Source organism: Hyphomicrobium sp. (assembly GCF_003987855.1).
GTDB lineage: Bacteria > Pseudomonadota > Alphaproteobacteria > Rhizobiales > Hyphomicrobiaceae > Hyphomicrobium_B.
Window position 1 is genome coordinate 354,476 of the sequence record NZ_RXIZ01000015.1, and the last position, 14,445, is coordinate 368,920.

At 59.2% G+C, this 14,445-nt stretch carries 10 protein-coding genes and 2 tRNA genes; 5 read left to right on the plus strand and 7 right to left on the minus strand.

Translation table 11 applies throughout. From position 1 onward, the window contains the following. Window positions 1-61: 61 nt before the first annotated feature. The gene (locus EKK30_RS14620; protein WP_290986218.1) at window positions 62-1,855 is read right to left on the minus strand and encodes an APC family permease; all 1,794 of its coding nucleotides are present in this window, start codon (window positions 1,853-1,855) and stop codon (window positions 62-64) included. A gap of 414 nt (window positions 1,856-2,269) precedes the next feature. Between EKK30_RS14620 and EKK30_RS14625 the strand changes: the two genes are divergently transcribed. Together EKK30_RS14625 and EKK30_RS14630 are read left to right on the plus strand one after the other, a co-directional pair. Beyond that, on the plus strand, window positions 2,270-3,076 hold the full coding sequence (locus EKK30_RS14625) for a hypothetical protein (RefSeq protein ID WP_290986220.1): 807 nt from the start codon (window positions 2,270-2,272) through the stop codon (window positions 3,074-3,076). Next, the gene (locus EKK30_RS14630) at window positions 3,054-3,824 is read left to right on the plus strand and encodes a GntR family transcriptional regulator (RefSeq protein ID WP_290986221.1); all 771 of its coding nucleotides are present in this window, start codon (window positions 3,054-3,056) and stop codon (window positions 3,822-3,824) included. Before EKK30_RS14625 ends, EKK30_RS14630 begins: the two co-directional genes overlap by 23 nt. On the opposite strand, the gene EKK30_RS14635 is transcribed toward EKK30_RS14630, so the two are convergent. From EKK30_RS14635 to EKK30_RS14650, 4 genes are all read right to left on the minus strand, one after another. Further along, complete coding sequence (locus EKK30_RS14635; protein WP_290986222.1) at window positions 3,812-5,122, minus strand: ABC transporter substrate-binding protein; 1,311 nt, start codon at window positions 5,120-5,122, stop codon at window positions 3,812-3,814. The genes EKK30_RS14630 and EKK30_RS14635 overlap by 13 nt on opposite strands. Window positions 5,123-5,300: 178 nt before the next feature. Continuing rightward, a complete protein-coding gene (locus tag EKK30_RS14640; RefSeq protein ID WP_290986532.1) occupies window positions 5,301-6,323 on the minus strand; it encodes a CocE/NonD family hydrolase in 1,023 nt (340 codons plus the stop codon). Between the two features lie 281 nt (window positions 6,324-6,604). Next, complete coding sequence (locus EKK30_RS14645; RefSeq protein WP_290986226.1) at window positions 6,605-7,027, minus strand: hypothetical protein; 423 nt, start codon at window positions 7,025-7,027, stop codon at window positions 6,605-6,607. 219 nt (window positions 7,028-7,246) lie between these two features. Next, window positions 7,247-8,977 carry a chloride channel protein gene (locus EKK30_RS14650; RefSeq protein ID WP_290986227.1) on the minus strand — a complete coding sequence of 577 codons (1,731 nt, stop codon included), beginning with the start codon at window positions 8,975-8,977 and terminating at the stop codon, window positions 7,247-7,249. A 416-nt stretch (window positions 8,978-9,393) separates the two neighbouring features. On the opposite strand from EKK30_RS14650, the gene EKK30_RS14655 reads away from it, so the two are divergent. After that, window positions 9,394-11,376 (plus strand): EAL domain-containing protein, encoded by a 1,983-nt coding sequence (locus EKK30_RS14655; RefSeq protein WP_290986228.1) that lies wholly within the window; start codon window positions 9,394-9,396, stop codon window positions 11,374-11,376. A gap of 34 nt (window positions 11,377-11,410) precedes the next feature. On the opposite strand, the gene EKK30_RS14660 is transcribed toward EKK30_RS14655, so the two are convergent. Continuing rightward, window positions 11,411-11,485 (minus strand) — tRNA-Asn (locus EKK30_RS14660). Between the two features lie 118 nt (window positions 11,486-11,603). After that, window positions 11,604-11,677 (minus strand) — tRNA-Cys (locus EKK30_RS14665). A 255-nt stretch (window positions 11,678-11,932) separates the two neighbouring features. Here EKK30_RS14665 and EKK30_RS14670 point away from each other — a divergent pair. Together EKK30_RS14670 and EKK30_RS14675 are read left to right on the plus strand one after the other, a co-directional pair. Next, the gene (locus EKK30_RS14670) at window positions 11,933-12,586 is read left to right on the plus strand and encodes a protein-L-isoaspartate O-methyltransferase (RefSeq protein ID WP_290986230.1); all 654 of its coding nucleotides are present in this window, start codon (window positions 11,933-11,935) and stop codon (window positions 12,584-12,586) included. A 299-nt stretch (window positions 12,587-12,885) separates the two neighbouring features. Further along, entirely contained in the window at window positions 12,886-14,343 is a 1,458-nt protein-coding gene (locus tag EKK30_RS14675; protein WP_290986231.1) for a TolC family outer membrane protein, read from the plus strand. The last annotated feature ends 102 nt before the right edge of the window (window positions 14,344-14,445 follow it).

Below are 14,445 nucleotides of genomic sequence, written 5' to 3' on the forward strand. Positions count from 1 at the left end.
AGCCCGCGGAAAACTCTGGAAGACCGGAGCGGCACGAGGGTCGCTCCGGTCCTTAGTTCGTTTAAGCAGGCAACTGGAAGAACCAGTTGGATGCGAGAACGACGAGCAGGCCAGCGACGAGCACGATGTAGGGCAGCGCGCCAGCTTTCTTTTTCTTGAAATCCGCTTCGTGCAACCCGAGGTCTTCCAGCATGTGAGCAGGAAACACGCCCTTATCCTGCACGTAATGGCGGAAGCAGAAAACCGGGATGATCAACGCGGCGGTAAACAAACCGGCCCAGAGAGCCGACGGGTTCCACACCTTGGCGCCCGCGCCCATGAACACGGCGTTCACGAAAGCGAAGATCGCACCGAGCCCGAGCACCCAAGACGGAGCACGCCACGGACGCGGCACATCGGCATTGTCGATGCGATGCAACCAACCGGAGTTGAGGTTCAAGAAGTTGAAAATGATGTAGCCGCAGTTCGAGACGGCGAGGATGAAGAAGAAGCTCGTGGCGTCGGCGCAGGCAATCGCCAGCACCGCCAGATTGATCACGAGGTCTGTCCACATCGCATGAGTGGGCGCGCCGTGTTCGTTCACGTGGCTGAGGTAGCGCGGCAGCCAGCCGTCACGAGACCCCTGGTAGAGCGTGCGTGACGATCCCGCCATTGCCGTCATGAGGCAGAGCATAAGAGCGAGGATCATCAGCATGACGAGGAGGTTCGTGACTAAAGCACTTCCGTGCCCGACCATGTTGGCCATCGCCGCAGCGACGCCCGAGCCATCGACAATCGACGGTTCCAACATGCCCTGCAAGCCCAGCACGCCTTGGAACGTGAACGGCACGAGGGTGAAGAGCACGAGGCAGAGGAGACCGGAGTAGAAAATCGCCTTGAACGTATCGGTGCCCGGATCACGGAACTCGCTCGTGTAGCAAACGGCCGTCTCGAAGCCGTAGGTCGACCAAGCCGCGATGAACATAGCACCGAGGATCAGCGTCCAGCCGGCGATATTCCAAGATCCCATGTCGGGCGCATAAGCGGCTTTCAAAGGTTCAAGCGGCGTGAAGTTCGACCAGTTGATCTGTCCGGTCAGGATTGGAACGACGCCGACGATCAACATCGGCACGATCACCGCCAGACCGATATACTTCTGCACGTTGGCCGTACCGAGAATACCGCGGTGCTGAATGGCAAAGGTGATCAGCATGAGGACCGCGCCAATGAAGAATGCGGCATTGAAGGAAAACGACACGGGGCCGAGCGTGCCGTGAAGCGCGGTCCAATTGCGGATTGCTGGCGTGAGCGCCGAGACTGCATCTGTCGACAGGAGAGCCGACATCGCGTCGGCGGCCGTCTTACCTTGGTTTGCAGCCAACCATTCGGCGATACGCGGAGAGTCGGCCGGGATCGAGGAGGCATGGGCGCTGATCCAGGCCGCGACTTGCGGGGCATCGGCAGGCGGGATCGGAGCGAGAGCGTTCAGGATGTAAGCGGCGGCGATAGAGCAGCCGAGCGAGAGCACTGGCGACCAAGCAAACCAGTTACACCACACCGAAAGTGGCGCGATCAGTTTTGAGTAGCGAACCCAAGCCGCCGCCCCATAGACCGAAGCGCCGCCCGACTTGTTCGGAAAGAGACCCGCGATCTCGGCGTAGGTGAAGGACTGAATGAAGCCCATGATCATCGAGATGAACCAGACAAGGAAGGCAACTTTGCCCGCCACGCCTGCGATGCCGCCGATCGAAAAGAGGACGAGAGCAGGGACGCCACTTGCGACCCAGAAAGCACCCTTCCAATCGATCGCCCGGACCAGTTGACCGGACGAGGCACCAGGCCCGTCCGCAGTTATCGTTCCAATATCTGTGGCCATGTTCTCTCCCGAAGAGCCTGTTCGGTGACAAAGATTCGAGCAACTTCCGAGCTTCAACCGCCTCTAAATTGCGAAGCGATCAAAGTCGAAAGAGCCGGCGAAGTACCGTCGGGCTCCGCCCCGGGCTTTGTGCAACCGAATGAAATTGCGCCAAAAACCAATTCGGACCAGATATTACCGCAGTCGCCCAACGCGGCCCATGTTAGGGAACGGTCAATTACCTTCAAGTCAAAAAAATCACCAGAAAGAAACCTGATTTGATTATTTCGCAGGCACAAAATCGCTATTTTATTGGGATCACTGAGCTTTAGCACACATCACGCATGTGCGAGACTACATTGGCCCGAATTGGTCTAATCTGGTTGCTTCTTGGTTCGAAACGCGCAATTTTGATTTCGGGAATGGAGTCGGCGAATGAATTCGGAAAATTGCGCGCTATTCGAATTCGCTGACAAAACAGCGGATTGGACCAAATCAACTCTTTGCGGCTTCGAACATTTAGCCGGCCTTAGATTCTCTGATGCGGCACGTCGTTGGCTGGCCGCAGAAAACATTCTGATCCGCACGACGGCGTTCGATCCTGTTGGCGCCGCCAGCAAGTCGAACGCTGCCGCAGCATGCTTGCTGCTGGGACACTATCAAGCGGCTATGCGATTTTTCGATGCGGCCGAGGACGAGTGGCGGCGCACGACTGATGCGCTCGCGACACTCGATGTGCCTATGGCTGGCGCAAGTTCCTCGTTTCATTTTCATCTGGCAGCGACAGTTCCCGGTCCGTTGATCGCCGCTCGACGAGAGCGATACGTCCAGCTCGCCGAAACGGCCCTCGCCATCGTTAGGTTCAACCGGCTTTTTATAACGGGCCATCTGGAAACATCACGCTCTCTTCCGGATAGCGCGCGCGGTCTGACGCTGTTGCTCTCCGATGCCTTCGGGCCGGCTTCACCCGAAGTGCGCCTGCTCTCCGCGTCGGCGGCGGTGAATGATCTATCGGTGATCGGTGAGATCTATGCCGCCAAAATTGCCGATATCGCAGGTCGTCCCGCCACTCTGCTTACGGCCTTATCGCCGGAGTGTGAGCAGTTGGAGCGCGCCACCTTGATGACAGCGCTCCTCGCCGTACCCATCTTCGCACGGCCGCACCAATCGGCGGATGCCGCCTCCAACCGCATTTCACATCACGAGACGAGCCAGAACGATGTCCGACACGTACGACTTTGAAGCCCCGCCTTGGATTGACGACGTTTCCCGCCATCCCATGGTGACGTCACGGGTGAAGGAAATTGCGACGAGTCTTTTCTCGCGTGTGGCATCAGGAGAGTTTCCGTTTGGCACGCGCATTCCCGCTGAGCGGGAGCTGGCGGAGACATTCGGAGACAGCCGCGCCTCCATCCGACAGGCGCTCGAGTTCCTTTCAGTCTACGGAATCGTCTCTCGCCGGCCTGGCAGCGGCACTTTCGTATCCTACCGGAAGAAGGCGCGATCATCGGCGCCCGGGGCGCAGCAGTCGGCGGCCTTTTTAAGTGGAGATCAACTTGCTGAAACCGCGTCGCCGTTTGCGATGAACATAGCCGGTTCGATCCTGGCGCCCGAGATGACGCGACTAGCTACGATCTACATGTCGACGCGCGATATCAGCGATCTTCACGCGCAGCTCGTTCGCATCGAAGCGATCGTGACCGAGTCGGATGTATTCGCCGAGCTTGAAGAAGAGTTCATGATGACGATCGCGCGTGGTACACACAATTCGCTCATTGCCGCGATGTATGGAATTCTGCACGGGGTTCGAACTCATCCCCAGTGGGCAGCAGCGCGGCGTCAGGCACTGACACCGGCGAAGATCAAGAGCATTCAGCTGCTGTTTCGCTCGCTTTACGATACCATCGAGAGGCGAAACGTGGAGACCGCCGTCGAGATTATAAAACTCTACATGGCGAATGCCCATGAAGAGATGATCTACGAATCCTGAGCCGTCAGCCGCTCGACAGGCTCTGCGGAGGCAGCAAGATGTTCGCGCTGGTCCCACATCAAATTCAGAGAGCGTAGGTGCTTGATGAGAATGGCCCGGTGTTTGCTCCACCAATCGGCGATCGAACCGAACTCTTGGATACGCGCGCGCCCGTTCACGATGGCGACGACGGGCCAATCGCCGACAAGGGCGTTATCAATGCCGAAGAGTTCCTTCCCCCACCACCGCGCTTCCCCGAACGCATGCGGCCCGACACCGCCGACCTTCATGGCCGCAAGAACGGAGAAGGGCTCGAACGTACGCGCGCGCTGAACGGCTGATTTCCAAAGCTCGAGCGTCGACGCGTATTCCCATGACACCGCGCTCCACGTCCCTGGAAAGCGCCGGCAGAACTCGTCGTAGAAGGCATGAGGATCTTCGAAGTTGATATGCCCCTCGTTGAGGCGCGGGTCGTCGAAATCGGGAAATTGGAAGACGAAGCCTTCCATGAATTCCGGGCTCGTGCGCCGGATCAGTTCTGGATAGTTGTCGCAAGTGCACGACAGAAGCCGGCCCTTATAGCCTCGCTTGAACGCTTCGATAGTCAACGCGTGCACGAACGGTTCATACGCCGTGTCCCAGCAGAGCACATCTGGATTTCCAGCCATCATTTCATCGACGATAGGGCCGAAATCGGTTGTCTCCGGTTCGAATAGTCGCTCAGCTAAAAGTTCGATGCCTGCTGCCTCGAAGGCCGCTCTGTAGGTCGCAATCGACGGCAAGCCGAGGAGGTCGCGTTGCGCGCAAAGAGCGGCCGTCTTGATGCTGGGATCGGAGCGCTTAAGCCACTCGACGCCCGTTACGTTATAGATCGGGTGCACTTCACTGGGCGCGACAAGCGTTGGCGAGTCCGGTGAGAGATCGCTCGGAAGCAGTGTCGCGGCGAGCATGCGGTGCTGTTTGAAAATTCTTCGCACATCACTCGTGATATCGTTGCCGCCGATCATGAGGACGAGCTTCACGCCCGCATCGACGATCAGAGACTTCGCACCTTGCAACGCCCGCTCCGGCTCATACATGGTGTCATACTGGACGAGTTCGAGCATGTACCGTCGCCCGCCGACCTTCAGGCCGCCGCTCGCGTTGATGCGCTCTATCCAGATAAGGCTGCCATTCAGCCCAGGCACGGCCCAAGCTTTGAGAGGACCGGTGAGAGGTGCGAGAAAACCAATTTTCAGTACGGTCGAAGAGCCGAGCCCGAAATCTCGCATCGCCACTGAAAGAGCCGACTGAACCGCACTTTTTGGTCTAACGGCCATGGCCTCGTCTAACCGGACTTTAAAATTGCGTCCGCGCCTGACTGAACATCGGAGCACCTACGCGCGGTTGGAAGTCGCGACGGTTTACTGGCACGAAACAGCGATACGCTAGATCGCGGGGAGCGTCTTGTCGATAGGTGCAAGAGCGACCAAGAGCGTCAAGCGCCTAAAAACGCTCTTAGCGCGTTGCTCCGGTCGTGGCGATCGATGAGGTCTCCAGAGGCGCAGATAACGGCGCAGAATGCCCCGCTGCAACCTCCACTTCAGAACCGCGAACGCGCGTCAGGAACCGGTCGAGACTAGGGCCCCAAATATCCCAACCCTGCCGATCATCGGCAACCGTGTGGCCATCGTTTCCGTATGCCGGGAGAATGTGCTCCTCAACATTGGCGCCACCAGCACTCCAGGCGACGGCGAGTTTCTGCGCGAGCGTGGGTCCGAAATAACTGTCGTTTTGAGCGTAGAACCAAATCGTTGGCTCACGAGCCTTGTCGCCGTAACGACGCGCCGCCTTCAAAAGATCGGCCTCACCGCAAATTGCATTCGCCTGGCCATAAGCGTGGCCACCGCGGCCGCCGGCGAAATTCACAATGGCCTGCACCTGCGGAAGATTGCGTGCTGCGACGGCAAGGGATGCCCACCCCCCGGTCGAGATTCCCGCCACGATCGCCCCCTTGGAGGCGATGAACGGCTGAGCGGTCATGTAGTTGACGGTTGCAGTGATGTCGTCGGCGGCGATATTGCCGGAATCGTAGTGATCCGGATTGGCGCATGTGCCGATCGCTTCCGAGAGTGTTCCGCCTGTCGCGCCATGCCCACGCCGTTGTGGCAGCACCACGGCGTAGCCGCGTTCTACGAACCACCGAGACAGCCAGTAGTAGACGGGCATCGACACCGCCAGTCGCGTCGATTCATCCGTCCCATGGTTGATCACGACCAGCGGAAATTTCTTGTTTGGCTCGCGAGGATCGGCATCGGGCCTGAAAACTGTCGCGCGTAAAAACCGTCCAGGTTCCCCACTCGGGAGGATCCAGAGTTGTTCGCGCATACGCGGACCTTCTGGCCCGAAACCGCCATACGGCGCGTCGGCAGCCCGCACATTCGACGAGAGTGAGATAAACGCTGCGAAGGCAGCAACCAGAGCGAAGCCAAACTTGCCCGAGTGTCGTGTGCCCGCCATGCCGATGCGAGACACGAACATTCCCCTTAAGAAAACCATCCAAAGTTCCCCGTGCCGCGTAATTTCGCGTCGCAGCATTGGAAGGCCCTACAAGGCGCACGTCAAGTGCCTGACGATCGATCTCCCCGATTACGCTGATGCATTGAGAATGCACGGAAATCCGACCGAGGACGTGGGAGGCACGCTGATGAAATGTCTTGGAATTTCCGTATTTGGTAACACCGCGTGCAAGACGCCCGGTAGAAAAAATTGCGCCGGAGCGTGACGCTCCGGCGACACTTACGTGACGGGCTCAGCCGTGATCACCACCAGCACAAACCGATGCAGTATCCGTACGCACGGCGATACGCGGAGTACGGCCGGGCATAGGAATTGTAATAGTAGTGGCGGCGATAGGGATGGTACCCGGAGTCGTCGTAATAGCCCTCGCGCGAGTAGTGCTCACGCCAGTACTGCTGACGCCAGTGGCGCTGACGCCAGTAGCGGTGCCGCCAATAGCGATGACGCCAGTAATGGCGATGCCGCCAGCCTCGCGTATAGCCGCAGCGGCGATAGCCGTCCTGCCACCAGCAGCGATACCGGGTTTTTTCGACGAGGTTCGACTGGTCACCCTTGAGCGCCAGAATGCTGCTGGTCAGCGCAGCGGCGCGCGCCCCTGGCGAGTAGATCCCAAATCCTATGCTCATCGCGCAGCAGAGCGCGATGAGCGAAAGCCATTTTCTCATGCGTTGTCCCCTTTTCGGTGGTCCCCGTCCCGGCAGAGCACGTTCTCCCTTCTCCGACCGGGCACCGCGATACTGCATTGGGGGCATGTCAGTACAACCCCAATGTGCGCGATTGCACGGTATCGGTCGCGCTTGCGGTGCGAGGTGTTGCAAGTTCGTGTCACCTTGCCCATCCGGGCGCGCGCGATCACGGATGCTCGGACAGCGTAAGGACGCGGCCTAGTTGCCGAAAATCTCTCGCTGACGCGCTTCGAGCTCTTGCCGGTAACGCCGCAGCGCGAACGCTTCCGTGATGTAACCGAGCGCGTGCTTCGAAACTTCGCCGTCGACGATAATCAACCGCTCGGTTTCGCGCTGTTCGAACAGATGCACGAGCTTGTCGAAGCGCGTCGATGCCACCACCCAATCGTTTCGATGCTCGAGGGATGCCTTCCAATATTCCAGAGTGGCGTCGGGCGGGACATCCAGTAGTTCCGAATGCAAGCCAGCGACGTCGAGCAAGCCCTCGTAAGCGCCTCTTTCATCGGTGACCGCAACAAACTTTGTAGAGCCGACTGGAAAGCGTGTGCGAAAGTCGGCGAGCTTCGTGGAGAAGGTAACCGCGTTGAGGTCGCGCCGCATCAGATCGCTCGCGGTCGTTTGGCGAACCCAGCCGACGTCCTCGCCTCCCAGAATGGCTTCGCCACGGAGGTGAAATCGCCACGTCGCGAAGGAATAGCCGAATACTTGCCTCACCGTCAGCGTGGCCGCGAGAACACCAAGCAGGACGGGCTCGACAACCATCAGATCCCCGCTGACCTCGATTGCGAGCAGAGCCATCGCCATCGGCGCGCCTACGACGGCGGCGCCGAAGCTCGCCATGCCCACGAGGCTTATCATCGCGACGTCGGGAGACGCGACGTATCCAGCTGAGACGCCGATAGTGCCAGCGATCGCACCCGTTGTGGCGCCGAGAAAAAGCGATGTCGAGAACAGGCCGCCGCGAAAGCCTGCGCCTAGCGACAGCGCAGATGCCACAATTTTTCCAACGAGCACGATCGCGAGCATCGGCAACGGCCAGCCGTTGCGCAGGAGAAGCGCCATTGCGTCGTGGCCGGAACCGAGCAGGTGAGGGACGAAGGAGGCAATCACCCCTACGAGCAATCCGCCGATGATCGGACGAAAGACGTCGCCAACTCCGCTTTGCCGGAAGAGCCTTTCGATCCAGGTTACACCCCGCATCAAACCAACAGAGAGGAGACCGCACGCCACTCCGAGCACCAACGCGAGGATGGCGTACCCGTCGCTGCCATACCCGTTCGATGCGAGGGTTATGTGGTAGGAGTGCCCAACCAACAGCCGCGCCGCAAGCTGCCCAGCTACAGCGGCCGCGACGACGGGCGATAGAGTGGCAACGGTGTAGCTGCCGACGATCAACTCGAAACCGTAAGCTGCACCGGCGAACGGGGCCGCAAAAGCCCCGGCGATCCCGCCAGCAGCGCCGGCTCCAACAAGCATTCGAACGTCATGGCGTCGGCGATTTAGAAGCTGCCCAACCTTAGACCCGACAGCGCCTGCCGCTTGAGTAAAGCCGCCTTCGATTCCGAGCGACAACCCGAACCCACTGGACAGTAGCGATTGGAGAGCAACGAACGCGCTGTCACGCATGGACATGCGGCCGCCGTAGAGCGCGTTGGCCTCAATGGGATCGACAATGACGTGCCTGAGCCGCGATTGATGGATGTATGTGAGCCCGACGAGAACGCCGCCTAGGGCGACGGTGAAAACCGCCAGGGGAAATGGAACGGCGATAACGGAGCTGAGCCGCTCTCCCGGAGCAAGTCGGAAGAGGACCGAATGCGCCGTCTCCGCCACCAAGATCATTAGCGAAGCAATCGTGCCGCTCGCCGCGCCGACACAGGCGGCCGCCAGGACCAAAACGAAGGGATTGTCGCGAAGAACCTTGCGCATCGAGCTTCGGTAAAGTCGAACTGCCGCGATGTTCCATCGCCGCGGCTTGAGCTTCCGACCGAAAATCATGATTGCTGATGCACTTGCATGAAGGCGGCTGAGGGATTGTTGGCTCCGATTACCACGGAGCGCCGGCCTCTGCCATGAAAGAGGATGCGTTAGCCGCTATAGGCAACTCGGCCCGAACGAAGCGAATGGGGCTGACGATTCGTCTATGCGGACCGTGGTCTAAAGACTTGATAAAATTTCCGATTTTAAGATCTCGTCCGCGCGAGCACGACGTTGTCAAAGTTGCGCTGCGTCAGGAATGTGGCCGAGCAGCGGTTTATTAATCGAAATGCGCTGTTATGCCGTCAGCGCATGACGCGCATCCGACAGCCAGATCTAATGGCACAGCCTTCGGCCAGGTTGCATTCATGCGTCTTCGCTCATGTTGTTCCCGCATTCGCGATTTGCTCTCCGTTCAGCGCAACGATCAGAACCTCCTCCTGGCACAATATTCGGCGGTCTCCAAACAGGTGCCGCTTCTTTATCTGGTCCTGCTCGCGAACACTTGGGTACTGGCCCACACCTTCTCGAATCTGGCCCCCGTCGAACTGGCCTTCTACGTCCCGGCGGGGTTGACGGCCATTTGTCTTTATCGGCTCGTTAAGTGGAAAGGCTCGCTGAAACGAGTCCCCACAGCCGCTGTCGCATTCAAACAGCTCAGCCGGACGAACAGGCTTTCCCTCCTGCTGGCGCTGGGATTTTCCAGTTGGGCCGTCGCTCTCTATCCCTATGGTGACGTCGCCGCGCAAGCGCATGTCGCGTTCTACATGGCGATCACATCCGTCGCCTGCATTTTCTGCTTGATGTATCTGCGCTCCGCCGCGCTAACAGTCGCAATCGTCGTCAACGCCGTCTTCATCGTCTTTTTCGGCCTGTCCGCTCAGCCGACCTTCGTTGCAATCGCGCTCAACATGTTCATCGTGACCCTTGCGATGATCATCGTTCTCACTGTCAATCATAGACAGCTGGTTCAACTCGTGACAGCGCGCGACAACGCACAGGCGCTGATAGGCGAAAACTTTAAGCTCGCCAATCTTGATCCGCTGACGGGTCTCCCTAACCGACGGCAGTTTTTCGCGCATCTCGATCGCGAATTCGAGCACGCGAAAAGGGAAGGTCATAGGCTCGCGGTAGGGGTCATGGACCTCGACGGCTTCAAGCCCGTGAACGATCTCTACGGCCACGCAGTGGGCGACGCTCTCCTGATTGAGGTTGGACGGCGGCTGCGCGAAGCATGTGGTCTCAAGCTTCATCTGGCGCGGATCGGCGGCGACGAATTTGCGGTCGTCGGCGTCAATTTCGGCAGCGAGCAGGAGCTGCTCGCTGCGGGTAATAGTATGTGCGAGGCTCTGCGCGTGCCGTTCTTTCTGCACGACGCCACCGTTCACATTTCCGGCTCGATAGGTTTTGCGATTTGGCCGGACCATGCTTCCACCGCGATGGCGCTATTCGAGAGAGCCGATTACGCGCTCTTTCGAAGCAAGCGCGATGAGCGCGGCGAAGCGACATTGTTTTCCGCTAAGGACAGCGCGCGCATTCATCGCGATGTCGAAATCGAGCAGGCGTTGCATTCCGCTGATCTTGAGCGCGAACTGTCGGTCGCCTTCCAGCCGATCATCGAGATCAGCACAGGCAAGACGATCGCTTTTGAGGCGCTTGCACGATGGGAAAGCCCCGTCCTCGGCGAGCTTGCGCCAGGGCTCTTCATTCCAGTCGCCGAACGCGCGGGAATTATCAGCAAGCTCACATGCGTCCTGATGGATAAGGCGGTACATGCCGCCGTCCAATGGCCTGAGCATGTCCGGCTTTCATTCAATCTCTCTGCCTATGACATCGGCGCGACCGCCAGCGTCGTGCGCCTCGTATCGACGGTGCTGAAGAGCGGCTTCAACCCGTCGCGCATCGACTTCGAGATCACCGAGACAGCGATCATGAAGGACGTCAAAGAGGCGCGCGAGACGATCGAGATCCTACAATCGCTTGGATGCGGAATATCGCTTGATGACTTCGGCACCGGATACTCGAGCCTTACGCAACTTCATTCGTTGCCGCTGACGAAGATCAAGATTGATCGCAGCTTCGTCGCCGACCTTCATCAGAAGCCGGCCGGCCATAAGATCGTCAAATCGCTGCTGGCGCTTAGCCGCGATATGGGACTGGGCTGCATCGTCGAGGGCGTTGAAACAGACGCGGAACTCGATGAACTCAGGGCGCTGGGATGCACGAACGTGCAAGGCTATCGAATTTCACCGCCGCTTTCGGAGGAGGAGGCCTTGGCGTTTGTCATCAAGGACCGTCCCACGACGGCCGCTCGTCGAAAAGCAGAACGGCCGCAGGCTATGATTGCCTGACGTGTTCTCAATACAATGTAGAAGCTCGTCTCATTGGCTCCGCGGGTAGGGCTCGAACCTACGACCATCCGATTAACAGTCGGACGCTCTACCACTGAGCTACCGCGGACCACCGGCTAAACCGGGAAAGCGCCCCGCATAGCAGAAGGTTTCTGCGCTGGCGAGGCCAAAAACTGAAATTCTTTAGCGTGTCCAAGGCGCCCGATGGCGACATGTGGAAGCACGCTTGGAGGCCACGCCCGGAATTGAACCGGGGTACGCGGATTTGCAGTCCGCTGCGTCACCACTCCGCCACGTGGCCTCTCGTTTCGTGTTCGCTCGAACGTTCTCGCGCACTGCGGCGTGCACGGACCCGGAGCACCCAAATGGGCTCCGCAATTGCCGAAAGGCCGGTCGACCGAACCGGCCGTCTAACATAGACCCATAACGTCTTACAAGCCCAAGCAGCCGGAGTAGGAAAGCCGTGGCGGGACTGCGGCGGCTTTCCTGTCGCGCGCCGACATCGCACCGCGTATAGAGAGTCGCCCTGGGGAATTTTCGCTGCGGGAGGCGAGCGATGGCGGACACCGTTTTGCAACGCAAGAACATGGTCGAAAGCCAAATTCGGCCAAGCGACGTCACGGACCGGCGGATCACCGCTGCGATGACTTCCATTCCCCGTGAAGCCTTCTTGCCGAAGCAACTTGCCAGCATCGCGTACAGCGACGAAAGCCTGACCTTGGGGCCCGGTCGAGAGGTGCTGTCACCACGCGTTCTGGCCAAACTCATCCAACTGGCGGCGTTCGAGGCCACGGATTCGGTGCTCGTCGTCAGTGCTGCCGGCTACGCCGCGGCCGTGGTCGCAGAGATGGTTGGCAAGGTGACCGCGCTCCTTCCGGACCAGGAAAGCGCGACGATTGCCGGCTCTGGTTTCGCCGCCTCGGCGCTATCCAACGCCGTGGCCGTAACGGGGCCGTCGGAGGCCGGCTGGGCAGCGCAAGCGCCATACGATGTCATATTGATCGAAGGCGGCGTCGAACAGATCCCGGACACCCTCAAATCGCAGGTCCGCGAGAACGGCCGCATCGTTGCGATCGCGACGAACGACAAAATCGGGCGGGCGGTCGAACTGCATAAACGGGGCGACGTCTTCGCGAGGCGTGAAGGTTTCCAGGCGGCTGCGAAAACAGTCTCAGGGTTTACTGAAACCAAACCGGCGTTTGTATTCTAAACTCGCCGTTTATGTGGTGCACGGTGAGCACAGCGCTCACTCTTTCTTCTAGCTCTGTGAGTACTTGCGCTGGAATTTCGTGCGCGCAGGGCTTTGAAAGGAAGCGGAAAAGTGCACTTTGCTTCTAGCCCTCGAAGAAAGGGCGACGCCCACTGGCGTGACGCAAATACCGCCCTAAGTTACGCGATGGCTTAACGCAGTTGAAACCCGTTAGTTGGCGTGCATCGAATCGGCTAGAGGGTAAGAAGGGGGTCTGCTCGCTCTTTTTGGGGGTGCGAGTAGAATACAGGTGAATTCCATTGGCTCAGACGACAATCAAAATTTCGTCCTGCCTCGCTGCGACTATCGTTGGGCGTCGCGCGCTGGCCGCAGTCGTCGCAATCGCGGTCGGATCGGCTGTGTCGGTTGGTGCCGAAGCTGAAACGCTGCTCGATACGCTTGCTGCAACCTATCAATATAGCCCGACGCTTGATGCGGCCCGTGCCCAGCAGAGAGCCGTCGATGAAAACGTAGCCCGAGCGAACTCTGGATACCGGCCGAACGCGCAATTCGGAGCTAATGTGGGGCGGCAGCGCGTCGGTACATTTACGAACAACGCCTCCGGGCACACGGTGAACTCGCCGCGTGGATACTCATTTGACATCACGCAGCCTTTGTTCACGGGCTTTCAGGTGACAAACGCGGTAAACTCAGCCGAAGCGAGCGATCGCGCGGGGCGCGAAACGCTTCGCAGCACGGAACAGCAGGTTCTGCTTGATGCAGTGACCGCGTATGGCGACGTCACGCGCGATCAAGCAATCGTCAAATTGAACGAAAACAACCTGAAATTTCTTGATGCCGAACTTAAGGCGCAGCGAGATCGTTTCGCAGTTGGCGAGGTCACGAAGACTGACGTCGCGCAGTCGGAAGCACGCCGCGCACTTGGACAGTCGGACCTTGATCAGGCGCGCGCCAATCTCAAGTCGAGCCGTGCCATTTTCGAGCAGGTTGTCGGCCATCCGCCTTCCAACTTGGTCGAGGCCAATCCGAATACGCGCCTCGTGCCGCGCTCACTCGAAGACGCGGTCGCGATTGGAACGAAAGAGAATCCAATAGTGGTGAACGCGCTCTACTCAGAGCAGGCGGCGCGCTACAACGTCGATCAAATCCGTGGCCAGTTGCTGCCGCAGGCGCAACTTCAGGGAAATTACTCGGATCAGTACGACCCATCCGAAGGCATTGATCGCGGCACAACGGCATCCATCGTTGCCAGCGTTACGGTGCCCCTTTACGCAAACGGCGGCGAGGTATTTGCGCAGGTGCGGCAGGCGAAGCACCAGCACGTTGCTGCTCTCCAGCAAATCGAGGTTCAGCGCGCCGCTGCTCAGTCCCAGGTCGTCCAGGCTTGGTCACAGCTCGTCGGCTTCAAGGCTCAGGCTGAGTCCGACAAGGCGTCGATCGTCGCGAACACCACCGCTTTGAACGGTGTGCGTGAAGAAGAGCGCGTCGGACAGCGTACCGTTCTCGACGTGTTAAACGCCCAGCAGGAACTCCTGCAGTCGCAGGTCAATCTTGAGACGACGAAGCGCAATATACTTGTCGCGTCTTACACGTTGGTCTCGGCCATCGGCCGCCTGAGCGTCTCTGAGGTAGGTGCTGCAACTGCCGTCTATGACCCGCAGGTCCATTACCAGCAGGTTCGTAACAAGTGGTGGGGCATCGACATCACGCATGGCGACGGCCGCCAGGAGCACATGGATGTGACTCCGGTTAAGTGACCGGGGGAGGGCGATGGCGCTCCCAAACTGTTTTTTGCCTTCTTTTCAATTGAAGCGTCCTCCCGCCGCCTTGAGAGCGCCGCTCTCCGGGGATAACTATGG